This is a genomic window from Paenibacillus sp. WG02 (assembly GCF_055396115.1).
Map to the genome: position 1 here is coordinate 7469220 of NZ_AP036016.1, position 24855 is coordinate 7494074.

Annotated in this window: 16 protein-coding genes; 1 reads left to right on the forward strand and 15 read right to left on the reverse strand. The window is 45.6% G+C overall.

The genetic code is table 11. The features are described 5' to 3' along the window. Positions 1 to 30: 30 nt before the first annotated feature. The 12 genes from ACBP55_RS33775 to ACBP55_RS33830 form a co-directional block, all read right to left on the reverse strand. Entirely contained in the window at positions 31 to 966 is a 936-nt protein-coding gene (locus ACBP55_RS33775) for a TIGR03943 family putative permease subunit (RefSeq protein WP_464647978.1), read from the reverse strand. 16 nt (positions 967 to 982) lie between these two features. Continuing rightward, positions 983 to 2014: a permease gene (locus ACBP55_RS33780; protein ID WP_464647980.1), complete on the reverse strand. Its 1032-nt coding sequence runs from the start codon at positions 2012 to 2014 to the stop codon at positions 983 to 985. Positions 2015 to 2049: 35 nt separating this feature from the next. After that, positions 2050 to 3261: a HupE/UreJ family protein gene (locus ACBP55_RS33785; RefSeq protein WP_464647982.1), complete on the reverse strand. Its 1212-nt coding sequence runs from the start codon at positions 3259 to 3261 to the stop codon at positions 2050 to 2052. Positions 3262 to 3338: 77 nt separating this feature from the next. After that, the gene (locus tag ACBP55_RS33790) at positions 3339 to 10886 is read right to left on the reverse strand and encodes an S-layer homology domain-containing protein (protein ID WP_464647984.1); all 7548 of its coding nucleotides are present in this window, start codon (positions 10884 to 10886) and stop codon (positions 3339 to 3341) included. Positions 10887 to 11885: 999 nt separating this feature from the next. Continuing rightward, positions 11886 to 12575, reverse strand: a complete 690-nt coding sequence (locus ACBP55_RS33795; protein WP_029194561.1) for a response regulator transcription factor — start codon at positions 12573 to 12575, stop codon at positions 11886 to 11888. After that, entirely contained in the window at positions 12572 to 14047 is a 1476-nt protein-coding gene (locus ACBP55_RS33800) for a sensor histidine kinase (RefSeq protein WP_464647987.1), read from the reverse strand. Before ACBP55_RS33800 ends, ACBP55_RS33795 begins: the two co-directional genes overlap by 4 nt. Before the next feature lie 5 nt (positions 14048 to 14052). Continuing rightward, complete coding sequence (locus ACBP55_RS33805; RefSeq protein WP_464647989.1) at positions 14053 to 14802, reverse strand: ABC transporter permease; 750 nt, start codon at positions 14800 to 14802, stop codon at positions 14053 to 14055. Further along, entirely contained in the window at positions 14795 to 15532 is a 738-nt protein-coding gene (locus tag ACBP55_RS33810) for an ABC transporter ATP-binding protein (protein ID WP_464647991.1), read from the reverse strand. The genes ACBP55_RS33805 and ACBP55_RS33810 overlap by 8 nt, the downstream gene beginning before the upstream one ends. Positions 15533 to 15598: 66 nt before the next feature. Next, entirely contained in the window at positions 15599 to 16531 is a 933-nt protein-coding gene (locus ACBP55_RS33815; protein WP_464647993.1) for a hypothetical protein, read from the reverse strand. Between the two features lie 200 nt (positions 16532 to 16731). Further along, complete coding sequence (locus tag ACBP55_RS33820; protein WP_464647994.1) at positions 16732 to 17895, reverse strand: Ger(x)C family spore germination protein; 1164 nt, start codon at positions 17893 to 17895, stop codon at positions 16732 to 16734. Next, positions 17892 to 19343, reverse strand: coding sequence for a spore germination protein (locus ACBP55_RS33825; protein ID WP_464647996.1), 1452 nt, complete (start codon positions 19341 to 19343; stop codon positions 17892 to 17894). The genes ACBP55_RS33820 and ACBP55_RS33825 overlap by 4 nt, the downstream gene beginning before the upstream one ends. After that, positions 19343 to 20434, reverse strand: coding sequence for a GerAB/ArcD/ProY family transporter (locus ACBP55_RS33830; RefSeq protein ID WP_464647998.1), 1092 nt, complete (start codon positions 20432 to 20434; stop codon positions 19343 to 19345). Before ACBP55_RS33830 ends, ACBP55_RS33825 begins: the two co-directional genes overlap by 1 nt. Before the next feature lie 205 nt (positions 20435 to 20639). On the opposite strand from ACBP55_RS33830, the gene bluB reads away from it, so the two are divergent. After that, a complete protein-coding gene (bluB, locus tag ACBP55_RS33835; RefSeq protein ID WP_464648000.1) occupies positions 20640 to 21287 on the forward strand; it encodes a 5,6-dimethylbenzimidazole synthase in 648 nt (215 codons plus the stop codon). Between the two features lie 299 nt (positions 21288 to 21586). On the opposite strand, the gene ACBP55_RS33840 is transcribed toward bluB, so the two are convergent. Genes ACBP55_RS33840 through ACBP55_RS33850 form a run of 3 tightly spaced genes read right to left on the reverse strand, consistent with a single transcriptional unit; the run spans position 21587 to position 24833 of the window. Further along, a complete protein-coding gene (locus tag ACBP55_RS33840; RefSeq protein ID WP_464648002.1) occupies positions 21587 to 21907 on the reverse strand; it encodes a hypothetical protein in 321 nt (106 codons plus the stop codon). Beyond that, positions 21879 to 23840: an RNA polymerase recycling motor HelD gene (gene helD, locus ACBP55_RS33845; protein WP_464648004.1), complete on the reverse strand. Its 1962-nt coding sequence runs from the start codon at positions 23838 to 23840 to the stop codon at positions 21879 to 21881. Before helD ends, ACBP55_RS33840 begins: the two co-directional genes overlap by 29 nt. Before the next feature lie 21 nt (positions 23841 to 23861). Next, entirely contained in the window at positions 23862 to 24833 is a 972-nt protein-coding gene (locus tag ACBP55_RS33850) for an ABC transporter ATP-binding protein (protein WP_464648006.1), read from the reverse strand. Positions 24834 to 24855 lie beyond the last annotated feature (22 nt).

Here is a 24855-nt window from a genome sequence, read left to right on the forward strand (position 1 = left end):
GGGCACCTCCATTGAAATACTAAGATGACTTTATAGTTTACTTGCAAAATTCCAATCCGGATAGACATAGGGTACCGTCGGAGCGGTTGCCGGCTCAATGTTGTCAATGTTAATCTTCATTACTTTCTGTCCATGATACATCGTTTGGTCAATGGTTCCAGTTATCGTAAGCCATGAATCATTCTTATACTGGGCAGCATCCACTGTCTCACTTACGATTCCGTAAGGAGAGATATCCGCTATACAATGTGTCATGGCCATCCGCCCCAAAATAAATTGCGTTTCCGATAATCCGTTCTCTCGATATACGAAACCAGTCATTTTAATTTGCTTTCCTTGGAAGTTTTCCACAAATGTGTTGATCGCTTGCAACTTCTCTATAAACCATTCATCTTTCATTTCAATTAGCTCATGGTTATATAATTGGATACCTAACTTGGCATAGTCCCGATTATAAACATTTGTCTTAAACATTTTTTTAAGCTCTGCATCTGCATTTCCATCGATTTCGACAAGCTCTGAGGACCCCGCTTTGGCCTTCGCAGCAACGCCGCTAACATTCATTCCTTTGTTTTGTGCAAGTGAACCGGCAAGAGCCGTATTCGGCAACAAGGTGCCTAGTATAAGCGGTAATGCAAACAGACTGTAGATACCTACATGCATCCATATGGAGCGCGAAGGTCCGTGGCTGTGACTGTGTCTGAACCCATGATCTTGTTCATGAACATGGTCATGCCCACAATCACAAACGACCACTTTCTTTTTAAGGGAAAGAACTAAAATATAGATTTGAAAGCCAGCCATAATGACAAGCCCAGCAGCACTAACTTCAACATAGAACATCAAATGTGGCGCAATGTAAAGCAGCATATTTCCTGTAACAATTAGATAGATGACTAGACTCGCAAAGCCAATCAGTATACCTGTTTTAATCATGCGATGCACGGCTTCGTAATTCCAATTCATAGGCAATCGTTTCACCTCATTTCAACATGGTATATTCTAAGATTAAGGAACCTGCATAAACGAAAATAATAATTAACAGACTGAGTAATACGACAAACTTTGTTTTGAAAACGGCTAACATCATCAGTAAGCCTTTCAAATTCAGCATAGGTCCAAACACCATAAAGGCGATTAGCGACCCTTTGGAAAAGGTCGAAATAAATGACTGAGCAACAAAAGCATCTGAGGTTGAACAGAGAGACAGCAGAAAGCCCAGACCCATCATAAGCAAATTCGCGCTTCCTTCTCCTTGTCCTACAGCGACCAGACTATCCTGACTAACGAAGGTCTGCAGTATGCCAACGAGAAAGGCTCCGAACATCAAATACTTGCCCATTTCAAAAAATTCTTCAATCGAATGTCCCATAACGCTAACCAATTTGTTTGTGCCTTCTGGGGAATGATCATGATGATGATTATCTTCTCCAAGCACACTATCCTTCTCGCTCCAACGTAATGGATTGCTTTTGACAAACCGGTACACAATCAACCCAATCAATAGCGCGACGATAAAAGCCAATCCCATACGCGTGTAAACCATTTCGGGACGATTGCGAAAAGCGGTAAGGGTTGACCAGAACACAATTGGATTCAGAATTGGACCTACTAGGATAAACGTTGTTGCTACATGAATCGGCATCCCTTTGCGAATCAACTTCCGGATCGCCGGTACCATTCCGCATTCACAGATGGGAAATATAATGCCAAGCACACTTGCCGTAAGAATACCTAATAAGGGATTACGAGGAATTATTCTCCGAATCGCACGTTCAGATACAAACACTTGCAGAATCGCTGAGATGAAAACGCCAATTAATATAAACGGCATTGCCTCGATAATAATGCTTAGGAACATCGTCTTAAACAGCTGCAGCTTGGGGTGATGAAAGATGGTTCCCGGTGCGTAATTTGAGAAAACATATAAACATACGATACATGCAAGTAAAAGTGCAGCAAACAGATTGGCGCTAGATTTCTGGGGTTTCCTATGAATAGCTGCTTGATACAAAATAATACCTCCTACCCTGTATGATCTCGATGATTTTAAGCTTGGAATACCCTTTCGATCAACCATATCGCGCCTAACAACAACGCCAGACTAGAGCCTGAGATGACGATTCTTCTAGCATATTTAAAGCGATGAAGCATGTATAAAAGGGGAATCAACACGCCTACGATGGTGAGTTGGACCGTTTCGATCCCAAGGTTAAAACTGATTAAGTCAGTGGCTAGCTCAGCTTTGGGAATCTCCATTTCTTTTAAAATGTCGGCAAATCCCATGCCGTGAATGAGTCCGAATAGAAAGGTCAACACCCAGCGAAGACTAACAGTCTGACGGGCAATATTTTCAAGCGCCACATAGCAAATACTAAGCGCAATCAGAGGTTCAACGATGGCTGGAGAAACATGAATGATATTAAAAACCGTCAACGTTAATGTTAAACTGTGCGCAATTGTAAAAGCGGTGATCATTGTTGCGTACTGTTTAAATGTCTGCCGAGCGATGAGCAATGAGAATAAGAAGAGCAAATGATCATAACCGCCTAGAATATGATTCATACCCAGCTTGAAGAATGAAAACCAATCTGAGGGCGTGTCATTTTTCTTAACTGCATCCGCTGCGTGACTGCCAACTGCCGACTTTTCATGATTTGGTGACGGCTGCGCCTTCATACTTTGCAAATCTTGTGACAAACCTGAAATTTCATTATCTGTAAGCATCATAGTCCAGCTGCGATTCTGAGCAGATAATGCCGACGTACTGCTCTCCGTTCCATAATGGATCGTTAAAAGATCAACATAATTGGCTTTCGAATCATTTTGATAAAATGTATCCTTCAAAGACACTGGCTTGCCGGCGGTTACTGGAGGATAGGCAGCTTTTAAAATAACCTTTGTCGCATCACCTTGCCGATCCAGTGCAATGCTTTGAAGCTGCATTTCGGATTGGACTTCTCCGCCAATTTTCATAGTCAAATTCTGTTTAACAATGCCAGCAAACTTCTCTTTGATGCGTTCAAATTCTTCGGGCTCCAACATCTTGTTATCATTGCTGTCTCCGCCAGCCAACTCGATGACAGAAAGCTCATCAATGGCGAACGTTAACCCCGTTTGAGATTTAGTCAAATCCAACGTGGTGTAGCTCGCGCTATAAGCATGAGCATAGACCGCTTGCTTAAACGGTATAACTATAAGCATGACTGCAGTCAAGATACATAGAGCCATACGGCTGGCAGAAACAGATAGCCTGTACATGATTATCCCCCTGTCTAATATAAAAGTAAGAGAGATGCCATTCTTTCGAATGACACCCTCCCTGAATCAGGACTTGATTAGGAATGATAAAGCAGATTGTAAATGACTTGGGCTGCTTCCGCACGAGAAGTAATTCCCGATGGATCAAATTGGCCTGGTGCGCGTCCTTGTATGAATCCCAGCTTAGCTGCCGCTTGCACGCTGCTCGCTGCCCATGAGGAGACGCTGTCCATATCCTTAAAGCTAGAGTCAGAGATAGCCTCTAGCTTCTTACCTATGTGAACCTCATAGGATCTCATCATCATGGTGACCATTTCTTCACGGGTAATGAGACCATTCGGATCAAATTGGTTAGAAGTCTTGCCGCTAATAATACCCGCCGTATATGCGCTAGCAACTGCTTTGGCATACCAAGCATTTGCTGATACATCGCTGAAAACTACCTTGTCGGATTCGTTCAGCTTCCATGCTTTTACCAGCATCGTTGTAAATTCCGCGCGTGTAATTGAACGGCTTGGTTCAAACGTTGTTTGACTCGTTCCACTTAGAATTTGTTTGGACGTTAGCTCTGTAATTACGTTGTGCGCCCAGTGACTAACCGGTAAATCGTTGAAAGCTTTCTTCACTTCTAGAACAGCGTATTTACTGAAATGGCTGATTTGCGCCACCATTTCACCGTCCTTGTATTCACCGCCTATATACTCCAAATCCCCTCGATCAGAGATGTAGAATATACCCGCTTCCTTCTTATTAATGCTTGGATCCACCTTTAATCGAATGGTGATCGGCTGATCGAACTTGGCAAGATACTCCGTCTTCCCGTCAGCCGAAGTAATCGACAAACTGAATTCGTACACATCGCCTGCAAGCTTAACACCCGCATTAGATGAAATCTTGCTTTGGGTAATAATAGCTTCCGCCGCTGTTACGCTTAACGGATTCATCTTCAGAGAAATTGTACTATCTTTCAATTCTTCTTTAGTGAATTTATTCTCCAATTGCTTAAGGAGATCAGTTGGAAGCTCCAACTTTAATTTATCTGACTTAATTTCAAGCTTGTTGTTCGCCAGCAACTCAGAAGTATTTGATGGTAATTTGACTTCTGTCGTATCAGGTTTTATAACTACTGTCGCCTTACCGTTTTCTTTAACTTTAAGCTGATCTATGGTTACCTTGACCGTGCCAGTCGGCTCAGTATTAGTTGGACTTGAGCTTGTATCCCCTCTACCTCCGTTGGTATCCGGATTCGAAGCCGCTGTGACTGTAACATCAGTAGATGCTTCAAAATTTCCATCCGCCGTTTTCACGGTAATCGTCGCCGTACCTGCTTTCACAGCAGTCACGACACCATCCGCTACTGTGGCTACTTTGCTGTCGCTAGTGCTCCACGTCACGGCTTTATTCGTCGCCGTATCAGGTGCTACCGTTGATGTCAGCGTCTCGCTGCTTCCTACGGTCAGGCTCAGCGTGGATTTGTTAAGCGTTACTCCCGTTACCGGAACTTGAACGCCTACGATTTGTTTTAACTCTTTCGTATCTCTGACTCGAATCCGATCTCCCATGGCGTATTTACCAGAGAGGCCAACAGCCTCGAGCGTATCCCCTACTTTAAGCTGAGGAATCGGTCCGCTTTGATTGATAATGAAGCCATCTACGAAAACCATAACCTCACCCGAACCATCGTCAATCAAGTAAGTAGTGTCATCCGGTCTCGCAGTAACTTTACCGGTTACTTTCACTAACTGTCCTTGGTAGGTATCGGACACTGAATCTTTCGTATTGACAATTTTCGGTTCAATTGGTGTACCAGAGCTGACCTGCACAATACTGTTAGTAAACTTATCGAACTCAATCTCTGTATTGTTTTCGAAAATTTTAATATGTCCATATACTCGGATTACATCGCCGAACTTGAGCGTTCCGACTGGCACCTCATTAAATGCCATAATGCCTCCAGTATCGTCTTGAACATATGCAGCATCGAAGAATACACCCGCAGCTGTCGTCACTTTACCCTGAATTAAAACCTGAGAACCCTCTGGTAGCTTGCGCGCATCAGCGATATTCGTCACTTTTGGTTCCAGGTGGGACAGCCAGTTCACTACGTTAAGTGCAAACGGGTCGTTCCCTTTGGGGTTGTAAGTCTGATCCATCTGTTTGTCATTGAAAATATTCATCCCCGAGACAACGATTCTACCGTTACCTACGACCTCTGAAGCAACGAGTGGTATAGCTGACCCGCCTGTTACATCGGTTAACGCTGGTCCCGACTTACCATTAGAGGTGTGAACATTATACGTAGCGGTATCCGCCTTAACTAGGGTTGAGTCTTGGAATGTGGATTCGTTACCACGTACCAATATCGTAATTGAATCGGTATTGGTCAGCGCAACTTTTTTGCCGGTACCATCATTCTTAGCTAGACTCGAGCCGCTATAATATTCAATTGTAGAAACAAAATCCGTTAAATTATTGCTAACCGGTTTCGGATGCGCACGAACTGAGAAATTGGAATTGAGCGGTGTCCCCCAGAAGTTCCCATCCGACGTCTCATCGAAAATACCATCATTATTCACCATGAGGCTCGAACCCGCACCAGATAAAATGGCATTCAGATTTTGATTGGAACCGCCATAATTACTCTTTTCTGCTAGGTACAGAGATCCGCCTTGCCCGACAAATTTGGAAATAGCTGCGATCTCCGTACTACTGTAGGCCGAAGCTGGATGCGAAATATACATTACCGAGACATTCTTGAGTACATCGTCTGTGATGGTTTCTGTATTCTCGGCCACTGTATATCCCTGCTGTCTCATCATGGTTGTAAATAATTTAAAATTATCTTTGTATGTGCCCGCATCTTTGGTTGTATTTTCGTTTTGTTTCGAAGCATCAATAAGGATCGTTTTCCCTAGAGGCGCTTTGACTGTAAACACTTGTTCAAATCGATTATCTCCGAGATCTTGATCCACAGAATTCATTATGACAATGACGGTATGGTTTCCTGTAGGAGGATTATTCCAAACAATACTTGCCGTTGTGGATTGATTCACTTTCAAGGAAGATATTTGAGCATCTCCAATGAGATGACCGGAATCTACTTGATCATAGTAGAAGTGTGCCGTCATATTGGTAATGTCTACAGTGCCCATGTTGCTAATACCCGCTTTTAACGCTGCATTGTAACCGCCGACAATAGCTCCATCAACAGCCGTCACATCGCTTACTTTTACCGATACAGGTTCTACTGGAGACCAGATCGGCGCAGAGTAAATACGGTCTCCGTCTTTCTGTGTTACACGAGTAATGAACCATTGCTGCCCACCTATGACATTAACGGTAGGTGTCCAAGTAAACGAAGTTTGATTTTCAGTCGGTGTATAGCTGTCTATAACCCTTCCGCCATTTGTAAGCAGTTCGACCTTTGCAATGTTATCGTCACTAATTGTCTTCAGATAACTATATTTCGGGTCAGTTTGCTGTTCCAAAACAGAATCGCTTCCGACGATGTTAAACTGCAGATTCTTGGTGTCTGTGGTAGACCCCATGTACCATCCGCTTGCAGACACATCTAGCTTTGCATTCGAATCTTCTGTGAAATAAACACGCATTTTACGCATGGCTTCCATAAGGGAATCCTGAGAAAGATCATTAGCGACGATGACAGTACGCTTTTTGGTTTGACCCCAAGTAGCATCGTGGTTATCCTCGCCATAAGTTGGGGCAACATGCCATCCTAAATCCAGAGCACTGAAAAGCTTCTCTTGGGCATTCGCATAGGAGTATTTCCCCGACCCATTACCAACCTCTAGCATCGTAAAGAGCCTATCCACATTCTTATCATAAGGAATGAAGTTGTCGAATGCGTTCGCCGACATTGCCGGGTGATTGAATTGCGCAACAATGTTGTCGTATGTCAGAACCCAAGCATAATAGTTTTGCAAATTTTGATATTTGCCTCCGCTTTCAACACGATCGATAAAGTTAGAAGTACCGAACACATTGGAATGTCCCCAAGTCGTGGAGGTCATTTCGAAAGCCGGGAAAACAACAAAACTGCCGTCTTTTGTATAATTTTTAGCCAAACTCTTCGTTAGCGCCCAATCGGAGCCGCCTGTCCGCTCCGGCATTCCATTATGATCAACGGTATCCGAGCCAACTTGAGAAGCATCGATATCATGTGAATGATCAGAGAAAGCGAAGAAGTCATAATCATGCGCCATGGCTGCTTTCAAGGCATCCTCCGGGGTACCCGTGGCATCATGGGAAATGTCAGTATGATTATGTGTTGTTCCGTAGTAATGATTACCGCCGGTAAATCTCTCAGCGACTTTAAACTTCCAGGTTCGGGTTGATTCATTACCAAGTTTATCTTTGCCTGATATCGTTACCGCATGTTCACCAGTGCTCAAATCGTCACTTGGCGTTAGCGTCAACTTGACTCTTGTCTCTGTAATAGCAGCCTTTGACGTAAAGTCATTGACACCATCTATCCAAATTTTGACGGATGTCTGATCGACTCCATTCGCATCCTCCATACTGGCGGAGATTGCGGGATGCTTAGTTTCGATCTCGTCCCCTTCCAGAGGAAGGAAATCGGCATATGCGGGTCCGTCTTTATCTTCCACCACATCGATGGAAATTGGCTCTACCACGCTACCGACGTTTTTCACATTACCACCGCTTATCGCCTCTATATAATAGAGCAATTTTCCGGCAGGCATGCTGGCAGTTGCAATCTTGCCATTGTAGTTCAGCTTATCAGCCGATACCATAGCAACAGACGTATAAGTCATGTCCGACTGGCCTTTATACCAGATTGTTACACTATCTGCAAATTTCGCAGTCGCTTTAAAATTAGTATCCACACCGATGTATGCTTTCTGCAATGGAGTATGCATGAGCTGCAGTTCGCCTTGAATATCTCCAGCTTTCCTTGGAAGCAGAGCATAACCGCTGGTATATGGAGAAGCTTGTTTGGATTGCTTCACAATACCTGTGAACGTATAAGTTTCGCCCAACGAAACAGCTCCGCCTGCCACATCGATTCCGGTAGTACTCAGAATGCTCACAATAGCTGTATTGTCAGACTCGTCTGTAACCGTCACGTTATAGTCTGGACCTGAAGCAGGAATATTCGTCACTTTACCCTTGAAAGAAACTAATTTACCTTCCATTGGTTCAGTATTTGCGTATGCGTTCCAGGAATTCAACGTCATTGGAGTTGTATTCGGGAGTGTATTCACCCCTTCATCCAGCATGGAGGCAGGAATGAATTGCGTTGTTCCTGCTGTAAAGGCTAGTTTACCTGTAATTCTCATTTTATGGCCTAATTGAATAGGTGCAGATGGATCTGTGCCGCCGATTACATTTATTCCACCTGTTGCGTCCTGAATATAGAAATTTGTTTTCTCAGGACCCAGCGCTTTATTGCTTGACGTTACGACACCCTCGATCATTGCTGAATAGCCGATATTGAGAGGTAAGCCGTTCGTGTCGTTTTTGCGCAACTGATCAATCGTAGTTACGGTGCTGGTGTATCCGGTTACGTCGATACGTGTATATTTGCTTTCTTGTGTATCCGTATGAGTCAAATAAACCGAACTACCTGGATTAGGGAAACTTAAAGTAAAGGATCCGTCCGTCGCGGATTTGGCTTGAACCGTGTTAGAAACAGTACCGTTACTTTCCAAATAAGCTTTTACCGTTGACGATGCCGGAACAGCTCCTGCTGAACCTACAACTGTACTTGTACCACCACTTGTGGTAAACGTTATTTTCGATGCATCCGGAGAAAGCATATAGTTTGAATTTCGGATGATCACTTCAGCCGGATTACTCGTGGACGCAGGGGTATTTACAACAAAATCTTTAGAAGGATCTTTTGTAAACCATCCGTTATTAAAACCAATTGCTCCTCTAGGATCAGAGCCTGCGTTGGTCAACCGTAGTATAGTACCACTGCCCACATTTGTAGCAACAAAAGGCTGTCCCCAATATAAAGGATTCTTAAAAACCGTTGTTGCAGCATTCGTATAAGCAAGCAAATCTACCACATCCGGATCAGTAACGCCTGTTACTGCCGTCGTTTTTTTGGCAAGTACGATAGCACCGCCCGTAGATCCGCTAGTCGTGAGTCCAGCTACATCTAAATCAGTTGCAATTGGCAGATCTTTACCCGTTGTACCCGTTTGAAAAGTAATTAAGAAATAGCCATGTGCCTTAATCGTACCCGATAACGGCTTTCCAGCTCCAAACGACATTGTAGCCGCAGAGGTGTAAGCGATAGACCAACCATTAAGGTTAATATCATGATCTGTATTATTATATAGTTCAATAAACTTTGTTTTATAAAACGCTCCTGAGTTACCGCCATTCACATACAACTGACTTAGAACGACGTCACCAGGATTAATGACTTGTGTTGCGGTATAACTAACGGCGACCGGATCGCTCGAATCTTTACCGTTCTCCTGCGCCGTAACATATATAGTTGTTTGGGATTGCTGGTTGGATAAAGTTAGGTTAAAGGATCCATCAGCTGCGGAAGTCCCCGAACCGATCTGCGTTGTCTTATTAGAATCGGCATAAACAGATACTAGGACGCTGCCAGCAACAGCTCCGGCTGATCCCGTAACACTAGTTAAACTAGGAAAAGTGAGCTTCGAGGCAACAGGATTAGCTGTCTTCGTCTGCACTGGCGCAGGCGCTACTGTTACTGTGCTAGTCGCCGTAAAACCTCCATCTGCCGTTGTTGCTGTGATCACCGCCGTGCCTTCAGCTAGTGGAGTCACTACACCGTTACTGTTTACATTGGCTACAGCTGCATTGCTTGAGCTCCATGTGACCACTTTGTTCGTCGCGTCGGTCGGACTCACGTTCGCGATCAGACCATACACGGAACCTCCAACTGTCATCGATGGAGCGGTATTATTCAACGTAACTCCTGTTACGGCTGTAGATTGACCGGGATTTATCTGTGTGCCGGTAATGGTAATATCGGCAATCCTGCTAGAACCAGTACCTGTACCGCCCGCTGGAATCGCGTTCCCAGCAACAGTTAGAGAAGATGATGAAACAAGCCATCTAACATAAACTACTGATTTATCGTTGGCTAGTGGCAGATCAATGTTACTTAGTGCACCTGTAGTCCAGTCTGAATTACCGGAATTGCCCACAGAGTAACTCTTCAAATCTATCCATTTCGATTCATCCAAGCTATTATCCAAGTTATATTGAAGTTTAAAATCTCTTGGACCTGTACCGGAACTCGCTTGTTTGGAGGATAACTGAATTTGCGAGTATCCTGTAGTAGCAAAAGAGACTTGCCAATATGACGGTGTCGCAGTTTTCCACCCGTTTTGGCTAATGGCTGCATCACCACTGATTGGACCTGCCGGATAGGAGTAAGTTCCACCAGCCCCAACTGCCGATATCGTTTTTTTTACAGGATCAAAATTTGCGGGAATTCCACTGGTTGCATTTTGGGTACTTAGATTTTTCCATTCAACCAATGTGTCTGTAGTTGCCATCGCCTGACGCACAGGCAATACCATAGAAATTAACATAATCAGCGTCATGACAATACTGTGCCACTTCTTATGTTTACTTATGAAATTAAACATTCGTGTAATCCTGCCTCCTAATAAATCCATTTGCAATCAATTAAAAACAAACATTTTACATACAGATCCTCTCAACGAAAAAAACCTTTGGCTAATACAACTATGCGCCCCTTAAAAAGCTAATTGATAGCGGTTATTTTATTCCCTTATACCAATTCCTTAGCCTCCTTTGCAGACTCACTACCTGCTCAAATATCTAAGCACAAAGTACTATAGCATTTATTTATTCGACCATTGTCAAGGGAATGTAAAATTGAAAAAAAGATTATGTAAACCTGAACATAATTTCTTAACTCTAAATACCATAAAAACCCTTATTTGCACAAGATATCATTTATTTTTTATCCCTTGTTATAGGTGAATTAGCAATAACCGCAAATTAACTTGCTTCATTCTCAAATATTATGAACAAATGATAAATTTATAATGTTTCATTTGTAAAAAGATGGGCTGTTTCAAAAGTGTTCGCATGATTGAGAACGTACCGAATTTTACGCAAAAGAACCTCCAATTCCACTAACAGTGGGATGAAGGTTCTTTTATAGCCGAATTGGCATGTGAAACATTTCCATATCTACCTAGTTCATTAAAATATCTACATTGTGCTAGGGAATGAATAGGCAAGTTTGGTGTGCTAATTCCTTCTAACTATCGAGGTATCTCGTGAGATAAGACAACAGATCGTGCTAATGTTCTGCACAACGTTACATCCTGGGAGCTTTAGCGAACAATAAGCGAATGTAACTTGCTTAAGTATCCATAACAGGAGCTATTCGAACAAATAAGCATCTTCAGTCACCTTATTTTCCGTATCGAACATCCAACCGAGTTAAACAAGTCCCCAAGCTCAGACTTGGGGGGATATGGGATTCACTCCCGAGTACGGAAAATGGGGCTGTCTCAAAATTGTTAGCATGATAGAGAACGTCCCAAATATTAAATTGGTTTTTGAGACAGCCTCCTCGCTTAGAGCACTACCATATTACAGATCAACCTTAATTATATCCGAAACCGATATCCCGCTCCCCAGATGGTCTCAATATATTGCGGGTTGGACGGATCTTGTTCAATCTTCTCGCGCAGCTTGCGAATATGTACGGTCACTGTCGCGATTTCTCCCATGGCGTCCATGCCCCAGAGGAGGTCAAAAAGCTGCTCTTTGCTGTACACCCGATTCGGATTCATCGCCAGATGGGTGAGCAGATCGAATTCTTTCGTCGTGAAGACGACTTCTTTCTCGTTTACAAAAACACGGCGCGCGGTTTTATCGATCATTAAACCGCGGATGCGGACTTCATCATTCCGCGTTTCGCGCCGCCCCATCAGCCGTTCGTAGCGGGCTAAATGGGCTTTGACTCTGGCCACCAGTTCGCTGGGGCTGAAGGGCTTGATCATGTAGTCGTCAGCGCCGAGGCCGAGGCCGCGGATTTTATCGATGTCTTCCTTTTTAGCGGAAACCATCACGATGGGAATGTCCTTCTCACTGCGAATACGCCGGCAGATTTCAAAGCCATCCACCTTCGGCAGCATCAGGTCGAGAATAATGAGATCATACTCTGTAGAGAGGGCTCGCTGGAGCCCCTTATCCCCGCTATTTTCGATATCGACTTCATAGCCGCTGATCTCCAAATAATCCCGCTCCAGCTCCGCAATACTTTGCTCGTCTTCAATAATTAAGATTCGACTCATCCTTCGCTCTCCCCCTGCTGACTAAGCGGTAATGCCATGTACACGGTCGTTCCCCGTCCGATAATGCTGGTTGCGCTGATTCTTCCGCCGTGCTCTTCCATAATTTGTTTGGCTATCGCCAGCCCAAGCCCGCTTCCTCCGGTAGCTGTGTTACGTGAAGGATCTGCCCGGTAAAACCGGTCAAAAATATGAGGAAGCGACTCTTCCGATATGCCTTGACCTCTATCTTTTATTTGAATGACGGCATGGCCGTCTATCTCTCTCAACGTTAAGGTAATGTGACATTGGCCTTCTTCACTATATTTTATCGCATTTTCGATAATATTGAGCAGTACACGTCTGAGCTTGTCACGATCTGCTGTCACATACAGCGGTGACTTCGGCAGCTCGGTGAGCGCGAATTGAACCCCTTTTTTCTCCATATCGAACTGCAATTCCTGCGCGCAATCCAACACGTATTGTCCGAGATCAACCTTCTCGAATTGAAAGGGCACTTTGCCCAAATCCAGCTTGGAGAACAGAAATAATTCATCAATGAGCCGGTCCATATCGGCTGCTTTATTATAGATCGTTCGAATGTACCGATCCAGCTTGTCTGGGGAATTCGATACACCGTCCATAATCCCCTCGACGTATCCCTTAATGGCCGTAACCGGCGTCTTGAGATCGTGGGAAATATTCGAAATAAGCTCCTTGCGGTTCTCTTCATATTGAAGCTGAACCTCCACGGACTTCTTGAGTTTACGTCGCATTTCTTCAAATGCCGTACTAAGCTCGCCGATTTCATCATCGGAATGCGGTACAATCTCAAAGTCGAGATTGCCTTCCTTGATTTCCTCCGCCGCACGTTTAAGCGCTCTTAATGGCCTAATAATACTGCGAGAAACGAAGTAGGTCAGGACACCATTCGTCAACACGAGAATGAGAACAAATGTAACAATGACAGATTTGGAAAATTGGTGGAGATACTTTTGAAAGGGACCGCCGTCCAGAAAGACGAAGACTGAGCCTTTGCTTTTATCTGAAAATAAAAAATCCTGCTGTCTAGTTATCCACAGGGAACCTTGATTCCGTTGAAATTGACCGGATGATGTGCCAAATGAAGGCAGCTTGGAGGTATCCTCAGCCTCACCCTGCTTAATATACGGTGAAACGTACGTAATCTCTTTATCCTTCCGGATGATGATGCCCATATTAATTTTATGGAATTTCTCCTCAAGATCCTTCACGAATGCAGGATCCAGAAAAGCATCCGGTTCCGTATCCGTCTTCGCTTTCATGTAAGCGACATTCTCTAGCTCTTGATCAACAACACGTTTGATCGGATTGCCTTGGGAAAAATCCACCTGAAAGACGGACTTCAGATTCCCAAACGTTGCGACGCTGATTAAGATCACGGCTAGTACGGAGAGCGCTAGTGGTACAAGCAGCATGGCTATATAGGAAAGTACCAGCCGTACACGAATCGACATCCGGATCAAATCTCCTTTTTATCAAACAAATAATATCCTGCTGTAAAAAACAATATACTACACGCCATCAAAAACATAAAGATGCTGCTCATCTTGCCAATGGCCATCGAACTGCCAATCCAGAGCATATGCCAATCTGTGTAAGCTGTTGGCGAGTAGGTTGCAATTTGCGGAATGAAAAAAGCGGCTACTTTAAACGCCAAATAAAGAAGAATGCTCACCGTCAATGCGGAGCTGCTGCTAGAGAAAAACTGCGCAAGAAACACGGCTGCAATACTGAGCACAAGCAGAGGAATGAAGGCCGAGCCATAGGCGAGGAACCATGTAACTACGGTACTTACGCCTCCAAAATTTTGGAAAAATAAGGCGGACACGATCGAAGCCACCAAGGCAGCGACTAAATAAAGCACAATGTACACGCCCAGCGCAATTTGCTTGGATGCGAAAACCTTAAAGCGAGTGATAGGCCGAGTGAGCGTATTCTTCATCGTGCGTTCACCCATCTCACCAGCGAATACATCCGCGGCTCCCATGAACACGAACAAAGGCAGGAAGATACTCGTAAATAAACCGAGCATGACGATAGGGAAATCGCCCGATGCGATGGCTCCGATGCCGATGCCGCTTTGAAAGCGTGCAAGCAATAATCCTGCAATAACCGGTAGAAGCAGCGTAACAGCTAGGAAGAAAATAGTTTTCTTCTTCGATGCGAGTTTGATCGTTTCGTTCCAGACGTTGGCGGTTAAGCTATGCATGGGCCGCGAGCCTCCTGACTTCCTTGATTTCGCGCAAGTACGCTTCTTCCAGCGTCGCGCTGCCTTTGGCAATTTCAGAGATGAGTCCCTCACGAACAAGCCGTCCTTGATGAATGATGCCCATGCGATTGCACATCAGCTCCATTTCATGAATGAGATGGCTGGAGATGAGGAAGGTAATTCGCTCTTCACGCGCTAAGTGCATAATGATTTCCCGAATATGAACCATCCCTTCAATATCGAGCCCATTGGTCGGCTCATCGAGAATAAGCAGTTCAGGCTTCGACAGCATCGCTGCCGCTAGTCCGAGCCGCTGCTTCATGCCCAGTGAGTAGCCCGCAACCTTTTCGTGCTGAAATGGGGTGAGTCCGACGATCTCCAGTACTTCGTCCACTCGCTGCTTGCCGATCCCAGGGTAAAAACGCGCCGCTAACTCCAGATTCCGCTTGCCGCTCATATAGGTGTAAGCTTCCGCTGTTTCAATCAGCACACCAACCTTCGCCATTGCCTGCTCATAATGTGTAGACACATCATAGCCGAACAGCTTCACTTCGCCTTGCTGCGCTTTTGTTAAACCAGCCATGATCTTCATGACCGATGTTTTACCGGCGCCATTGGGTCCGAAAAACCCATAGATATCACCCTGCTGCACCGTCATATTCACTTGATGGATGCCGCGCAAATTTTTGTAAGTTTTCGTGAGGTTCCTAATTTCTACTACGGGTTTCATGAACGGGCCGCCTTTCAGAATGAATGAGGAGGTCAACGCTCGTTGAACCCTCCCCTTGTCTTTCTATTAATGCTTCTCTCCCCAGCTTTTGTGAGAATTCTCATCAAACTTCACTGTTTCCACTTGCTTTCCGTTCAAATCAATCGTATCCGGTGTTGTCGAGTTCAGACTAGATAATGTCATATCTACACTTAAGACCACATCATGCGCTGCACCCTGAGCATCTTTACCGGAAATATGGATTTGTGCCGTTTGATTCGTAATATGGTTATCCGCATCCACGCTAGCATTCACTTCGACCTCATCCATTTTGATGTCCGTTACAAGCTGAGGCAGGCTGTTTTTAAGTGTCGTTACATCTACACCAAGGGTATCCGCTTTAGCCGGGATTGGACGGTGACTGTTCTCTGCAGTGCCGTGTTTAATAACCAGCGAGCCAATCGTGTTCACAACAGGTGAAATCTGACTTCCAGACAGTTTGAAATGAATGTCCTTCACGTTGCCAGGTGCTTCACTCATCGTTACATAGTTCTTCAGGTTACCAACCAATGCATCGACCACATTTTCCACTTCGCTAATCACTTGCGGGTTAGGTGTTTGGCCCACTTGGTCATGCCCTTTGAATTTGTCTGGCATCCCCTCACCTTCCAGCACTTTATACACCTCGGAATCCTCTGTTTTTACAATCTGCTTCCCATCTTGGCTGTAGAAGTGAATGGTTTGCTCATCCGTTCCACTTTTCACTTCGACTACCGCGCTGCCAGCGTGATCGACGCCATTGCTCTTAATGGTTGAATTCACATTGAGTAATGAAGCCCCATTGTCTTGTAGGGATACATTCACCTGGCGAGTTACATTCTTCACCGCTGCCGTTTGTTTAAATGCTGATTTGAATGTTTCATACCCGGGAGCGTCTCCCACACCTGCATATACCGAGGTCACTAGCATCATGCTGCCTACCGCAACGCCTAATCCCAACATCGCTAACTTCTTATTCATATCTTATTTCCTCCGCGTATTCATACGCTTTATCTAATTTGGATGCGTTCCTCGCTTCCATGTATTCATCTTATCCCCTCTGCATTAACTGCCTCTAAAACAGCTATAAACCTCGCCTAAAACAATTCTTAAATTTTTATAAAAAAAGCCTCCAAAACCGCAAATTTGCGGAGATGAAGGCTTCAAATATAGGTCAATAGCTAGTACTGCTCCTCTTTTTCTCTCATCTTAAGCATCCCGGAGTGGGATAGCTGGATATCTACTTTTATATCGCCTAATTGATAATTTTCCAGCGGTTTCTCTCCGTTAGTTGTAAGCTTAGACCACTCCGGAAAAGCTTGCTTATATAACACATGTTCGAGCTGATAGATATCCGTATCACGGCTTTTTCCCAACTTGCAGGTTTGCTCGATTTCCTCAGAGATTTGTTTGGCGATCTGTTTTTTCAATGTATCTTCATCAATGTTCTCTAACAATTCGACAACGACAGCCTTGGCTTCAATGTGAATATCAAATAGGGGTTGATCTCCATTCATTCGCGGCGTAATGCGGGCTTTAGGCTTCTTAATAATAACAGATTGTTTTGCCTTCCCATTTATATTAACGACCATAGGCGTACGGACGGTGCTGTTTTCTAACCAGCGCGCTCCTTTGAACTGATCCTCTGATAGCCATTCCACCTGATTTTTTTTAGCTATCGCATAGACTCCGCTTACTTCTAATTTAGGATCTGGTTTTTCATTTTTCACCCACACATCCTTACGAATAGCCAAGGTGGGCATCATCACCGTGTACCCAGGTTCTCTAGTTAGAGCAGCAAACCTGTACAATTTGAGCGGACGAATATATGCTCGTTGAAGGTAATTTTCTTCAGGCTGCATAAGAATAGAGGCCAAAGGGGAGACATTGAAAAAAGGGATGACCGAAAAAATCGTCTCTATCGGCTCATCCGTACTATAAACCCATGGAGTAAACCTTGTTTCCCCATAGCGTACTGAACTGTCCGTAAATTTACCTACACCTTGCTTTAGGGCCTCTCTTGTAAAAACATAAGCACCCACATGCCCCCACAAGGCTCGCTGCTGTATGGTTTTGTACAATCGGGCGAAAGCCGCATTAACCGTTTCCCCTTCCTCTTGTCCGACCCAAATCGCAGGGGGTTGCCCTCCTTTACTGCCCTCCTGTTTAGCCACGTTAGAGAAGTCCAACATTTGACAGTACACCATGTAGTGCCCTTTTTGATAATCAAAGCCCATCGCTGTTATGTAATTCGTGTCTTGGATCGTCTTCATATCCCAACAGCCTGTCTGACTAACCAGAAGCAGCAAACCGACGGCTAATCGTCCTAAACCTTTCATTATCATGAGGATTCCCCGCCTTGGCGTGTGTCATCCTTCGTACTTAATGCCTTCGGTCTTCGCTTCATTTTGTTCCACGGTTTAGCCAATATGGCAGGGATGATATCCCTGAACTGAGGCGGCGACAAGGGCGCTAAGTAAGGCACACCGAATGATTCTAATGTTGACAAATATAAAACGAGTCCCATGAGGGATACCATAAATCCGTAAATACCGAAAATCGTGGATATGATCAAAACGATGATCCTCAGCACTGTAATCGTTCCTGCTAGCGTTTGATTCACTAGGGTGTACATCGATATCGTCGTAATTGAGGTCACCACTAATGTTGTAGGACTCGTGATTCCCGAACGTATGGCGGCGTCCCCAACAATAAGTCCGCCAACGACAGTGACTGTTTGACCTACCACTTTGGGCAGCCGTGCACCCGCTTCTCGGAACATTTCGAACAGCAGCAGCATGATAATAAAATCCATCGGACCTGACAAGGGTAATCCCAGCCTGGATGTGGCGATGGTAGCTACTAAGGGATACGGGATTTGGTCCAGATTAAAGGCGGATAGTGAAATCCAAAAACCGGGCAATAAGGTTGAAACAATCAACCCGCCTAGACGCAAAATACGTTCGAAGGCAACATAGTAATACGGGGAATGCACATCTTCAGGGGATTTCAGAATATACATCAAATTCGCTGGCGCAATAATGGCCATAGGAGAACCATCTACCATGACCGCGAATCGTCCGCGCAGCAAGCTATCCGCAACATAATCGGGTCTTCCCGCATAATCCAACAGAGGAAAGAATGGGTATTTGCGTCCAGACATCTCTTCTTCTAATTGCGAGCTGCTAATCAAAGCATCAACGTTAATAGCTTGAAGCCGCCGCTTTGCTTCCTGGAGGATATTCGGATTTATTACATCGTCTATATAAAGGAGTGCTACCGAGGTGTTGCTTCTCGTTCCAATTTGCATTTTTTCAACGCAAAGACTGCGCGTCAGCAAACGTTTACGAACAAGGGCGATATTCGTAACGATGCTTTCTGTAAAGGCATCTTTTGGACCTTTGATGGATGTCTCTGTACTTGATTCCTCTGGTGAGCGATTGGGTGGCGCAGAAATATCCAGTGCATACAGCAATTGCGTCTCCTCGAAAAACAAGATCAGCGATCCCGCATACAACGAAACCGTCATCGTCTCTATGGCATTAGATCCCGTAATTTCAATCAATTGAAGCATCGTATTCACATCTAACTTAGAGGCGTTAGCATCAACTTGATTTTTGAATAGACCTTCAAGTTTAGGCAGTACGAGATTCTCGATATGATCCATATTCGTCATACCTTCGCAATACATAAGTATCACTCGCCCCTTCGGATGAGCATCCGATAACCGGTAAGATTTCACGATCACATCGTCAGACAACGCAAACCAATCTCGCAAATCCTGCTCATTCATTAGGCATTCTTCTCCTTTCGTCTCCCCGGCAGGATAGACATCACAAGCAAGACAAGAAGCAAGCTTAAGCCTATTCCAAACATAACGGGATAATATTTATTTTGAATGAGATGCACCATCTGGTTGTCAGTAACTGGATACAAGCTCGCCGCTAGAAACATCAGGCTAATCCCTAGCAGAATTAGGGTCCTTGTGCGCTTCTTTTGAATACCGATAACATCCACACTAAGAAACATAAGCAACGACGTCCGGACAAAAGCCCCTGATATCCATTGGAAAATAGACAAGAAATCCAAGTGGGAAATATATTTCCCCAAGGTAACCATGCGCCACTGTTCAAAGGCTGGATACCTTATATCCGCGGCTTCAAAAGGACCGAATATGGCAATAGCGCCCGTTAACGGTCCTATGGTAAGTCCAATCATAATTGCTGCAAGAATCAATAAAGCCGACAGCCGGATACGGGTATCGACATGATGTTGGAGGAATACAAGAGTTAGCAGTTCGAAGGAGGCGCCACAAGTAAGCATGATGGAAGTAAGTGTAGGTCCATAACCGTGTGTAAATAAAGGCGTAAGCAGGCTGTAGTCTTTATACTGGAAATTAGCTCCCATCACAAAATACCCAAGAAAAACGACAACTGGCAGTAGAATGCCTGAGGTAATTGCAATCGCTCGCACCCCTGATCTCGCCGCGAAAAAGCAAAAGATTATAAACAGAAGAGCAATCATGAAAGGCGGTGTCCGAGGTAAATAGGTCACATTTGTCCATGTCACCATATCTTTTATAGTTATAATGGCATTTACAAAACAAATGGCAATGAGACCTAGCTTGAATGGAAAAACAGCCACTTTCCCAATTTTCCGTTTGATCCACTCCATCATGTTCATCTGTTTCGAACGTTTAACGACGATATAAAGCAGACATACCCATAGGAGCAAAGGAATCAGGGACAATGCTGCGCCGAACCAGGAATCACGCTTACCTAAATGCAGCAGCACCGGAATTAATAAAACATGGTTCGTGATGCCAATGGATAGGATTAATACAAAATATAATTGAAGCGCGGTAATTTTCTTGGTTCCGGACATAAGCTAATCTCCCACATTGGTATTAGGTGGAAACTTTTTATAAATTAAGATTTCCTATTCATGTGGATTTATGCGGTGCGACAAATTAGATTTAGACGCCTATCGAAATTAGGTCTTCCATCGATTGCAAAAAGAGAAGAGAGGGTGTAAATTTAATGAATAGTTACATCGTACGGGAGCTTAATGAAGGGGTGAGGTGAAAGGAATGTTTACGGAAGAAGAAAAGGAAGGCTTGTACAAGAGCATTTATACAAGACGGGATGTACGAACATTTTTATCGGATCCTATCCCGGAAGAAACGATAATGAAATTGCTAAATGCAGCGCACCATGGTCCTTCCGTTGGATTTATGCAACCCTGGAATTTTATCATCATTTCTACGGATAAAGTGAAAGAACGTTTGGCTTGGGCGGCAGATAAAGAGAGACGGGCTTTGGCCATTCATTATGAAGATACGCGTCAAGACGAATTTCTTAATCTCAAGATCGAAGGCATCAAGCAGGCCCCGATCACGATTTGCGTTACTTGTGACCCAACACGCGGTGGTTCTCATGTGCTAGGAAGAAATTCGATACCAGAAACCGATATCATGTCTGTTGCCTGTGCGATTCAAAACATGTGGCTAGCCGCATGTGCAGAGGGATTAGCGATGGGCTGGGTAAGCTTCTACAAGAAAAATGATGTGCGAGATATCCTAGGGATACCTCCTCATATTGATCCAATAGCCTTGCTATCTATTGGATTCACAGAAAATTATCCAGAGAAGCCCATTTTGGAGACAGCCAATTGGGAGAAACGCAGGAGCCTGACGAATCTGATATTCAGCGAGACTTGGGGACATTCAAAAGGTTAACTAGTCATGTCTCGAGCATATAACAAGAAAAGCCGCCCTCCTATCAATCAGAGGGCGGCTTTGTGCATCCTATTTTATATTAGAATGTTGTGAGAATGATGACCAACAGAATGTACAGAACCAATACAATAGCTGTGTTAGAATATCCAACGCCTGACATGGCTATTCCTCCCTTCTGCCTGCAAGAACCTTTTCTTTCTTGTTACTCGATCTATCCTATGTCGGGCAGGGCAGATGTGTATGGACGAATGTCTATTCGTTCAGGAGAAAAGGTGTCAATTCACCTAGATAGAACACGTCTAGGTGATGAAGGGCACGGGTGCAAGCGGTGTAAAACAGCTTGCGTTCCTTCGCTTCCGCGTAGACAGCCGCCCGGCATCGTAGAGAATAACGGCGTCGAACTCGAGCCCTTTGGCGAGGTACGCCGGCAGAATCATGACGCCTGCCTCATAGTGCAGCGTCTCTTTGGTGATCCGCGCGAGTCCCGGCAGCAGCGGCTTAAGGCTAGCGTGCGCGCGGCGCGTCTCGCGCTCGGTCTTGCAAATGATCGCGACGGAGCTTGCACCGCCGTCGCGTCTAGCGATTGCCGCCTCAGCCCACGAGGCGGCTAAGGCGGCCATCGTCCGCCGCGCGCAGAACACGCGGCGCCTCGCCGCTGCGGCTGAACGGCTCGATCGGCTCGCCGCCCGGCAGCACGCGACTAGCGAAATCGACGATTTCGCGCGTCGAGCGGTAGCTCTTGACGAGGCGGATCGTCTCCGTCTCGTCTTCCTTCATCAGCTCGCTAATGGAGCTGTACTCGCTCGGTTGCCCCTCGCCATCCGTACTGCTGCTCGCGTTCGCGTGCGTGAAGATCCCTTGATTCCAGTCCCCTAGCAGGGTAAACCGAGCACGCGGGAACAGCTTCTTCAAGTACGCATAGTGAAACGGAGAGTAATCCTGCGCTTCATCCACAAGACAATAGCGGATGGTGCCTACGCGCAGCTGCCCCTCAACGAGACCCTTCAAATAGACAAGAGGTGTCGCATCCTCGTAATGCAGCATTCCCTTAGCAAGCGCGTCTGCCGTGAAGGCGCTGATCGTATCCCAAGCTGCGGGCAGGCGCTTTCCCTCATGGTGCATAAGCTCTTGATGCAGCTCACGATTTATATAAAGGTCTTTGTACATCCCGAGCACGTCCACATAAGCGAGTTTTCGCGCCTTCTCCTTAAGTGGAGCAATCGCTTTATGCGCCTTGACCTTGCTCATCTTTTTCATCTCTGGCTCGGTGCCCACATATTTCGGCTCCCGTACCATTTTACGATAGAACCTCTTCTGTACATCTGCTTGAAATTCATCCAGCTTCTCCAGCAGCCACTCCGATAACTGCTCCATCCGTTCACCCAAAGCAAGAATAGAGGACTTGCTGTAAAACCGTTCGCTAAGCTCCTCGGCGGTAATCAACACTTTCTTACCTACCGATAAATCTTGGAATCGGATTCCGCCGTTTTTCAGCTTCTCCCCGTAGGCCTCAATGACACTGAGAAAAGCAGCGGACGTTTTGTAATGAATGCTTTGCAGCCGCGCTGCGTAAGCGGGATCTTGATCCGTCCCCGTAAGGATGAACTCCAATTGATCGTAGGGATCTTCCAGCGTTAGACCCGTGTCGCTTAATTTATGTGTTAAATAGTCTTGGAATGTCGTTTGCTGCATGGTAGCTTCGCCAAGCTCCGGCAGTACATGAGAGACGTAATCGCTGAACAGGGAGTTCGGCGAAAACAGAATCATATTGTCTGCGCTAAGCGTCGTCCGATATTTGTAGAGCAGATACGCGATACGCTGCAGCGCGACGGAGGTTTTGCCGCTGCCGGCCGCCCCCTGCACGACGAGCACCTTGTGCCGATCATCGCGGATGATCTGGTTTTGCTCGCGCTGGATCGTCGTGACGATACTGTGCATCTTCTCGTCGGCGCTGCGGCTCAGCATCTGCTGAAGCATCTCGTCACCGATGGAGATCCCCGTATCGAACACGTCCTGCAGTACTCCGGCTTTGATGATGTACTGGCGCTTAAGCATCAGCTCGCCGCTGACATCCATCTCCGGTGTCCGATACGTCGCCGGGCCCGGCGGATAGTCATAGAACAGACTGGCTATAGGCGCGCGCCAGTCGTAGATAAGAATTTCATCCGTCTTGGCATCTATGAAGGACGTCAGTCCGATGTAAATCTTCTCGCGCTCCTGCTCACCGCGCTCCTTGAAATCAATGCGGCTGAAATACGGCGCATCGACAACACGCTGCAGCTTACGCAGCGCATCTTGCGCCAAGCGATAGCTGCGTTCTTGGCCCTGCAGCACGTGCTCCTGCTGGGCCATACTCGCTGCCGTCTCAATCAAATCATCCGCATTATCCGCATTGACTGAGATATCATCCCAGAAGCTGCGGCCAATTGCTGTCGCTTCCGATCGGCGCTCATCCACCGTTTGGCGCAGCTCTTCAATTCGCTGCTGTATATTAGCTCGGACAGAGGCAACGCGCTGCGTCTCCCTCTCCCGTTCTTCGTTCTCTATAGGCATACGGTCTCACTCCAGTTCTATCTATTTATATACACCGTGGATCACCTCTTCAAACTCAGGCTCTTCCATATGTACGTCATCCATATCGCCCCAGCTGCTGACAATACGCAGCACTTCCATCGCTTTCAACTCCTGACGGTTGCAAGCGATCGTGAGACAATTCGTATCTTGCTCCACCACGCGAAACGGAAGCTCCCAGCTGGCAGGGACTTGGATTTCACCTCGATAAGTAACCTTCATCATCGTTGGTAAGCCAATCCGCTCCCGCAACTCATCGATCGACCCGTCATATCCGATTTGTCCATGATTGATCACAATGACTCTTTTACACAATTGCTCGATATCATCCATATCATGCGTTGTCAGCAGAATCGTCTTACCGAAATCTCGATTTAATGTCTGAAGAAAGCCGCGAATGTTCCGCTTGGCGACAACATCCAACCCGATGGTAGGCTCATCCAGAAACAAAATATCCGGATCATGCAGCATCGAAGCCGCCAAATCGGCCCGCATCCGCTGCCCGAGGGAAAGCTTCCGGACAGGCGTATCCATCAGCTCCTTCAGTTCAAGAAGCTCAGTCAATTCGCCTAATCTGCGGCGTGCGGTGCTTTCCTCCACCCGATACATCGCCGTTAGAATTTCATAGGAATCCTTAACCGGCAGATCCCACCACAGCTGACTGCGCTGACCGAATACAACGCCAAGCTGCTTTACGACTCGTCTTCGATGCTTCTGAGGACTATAGCCGTGAATAAGAACTTCGCCGGAGGTTGGGTGTAGAATGCCGGTGAGCATTTTGATCGTTGTAGACTTTCCTGCTCCATTAGGTCCAATATACCCGACGAACTCGCCAGATTCAATCTCGAAGCTTACATCGCGTACCGCTTCCTTCTCTTTATAGGCTCGTGAGAACAACGTTCGAATACCTGAGAACTTGCCTTCTTTGACTATCGGAGTTTGAAAAGTTTTGCGTAAATTCGTTACGGTTATCATGTTTCTTGTGATCCCTCCTTGT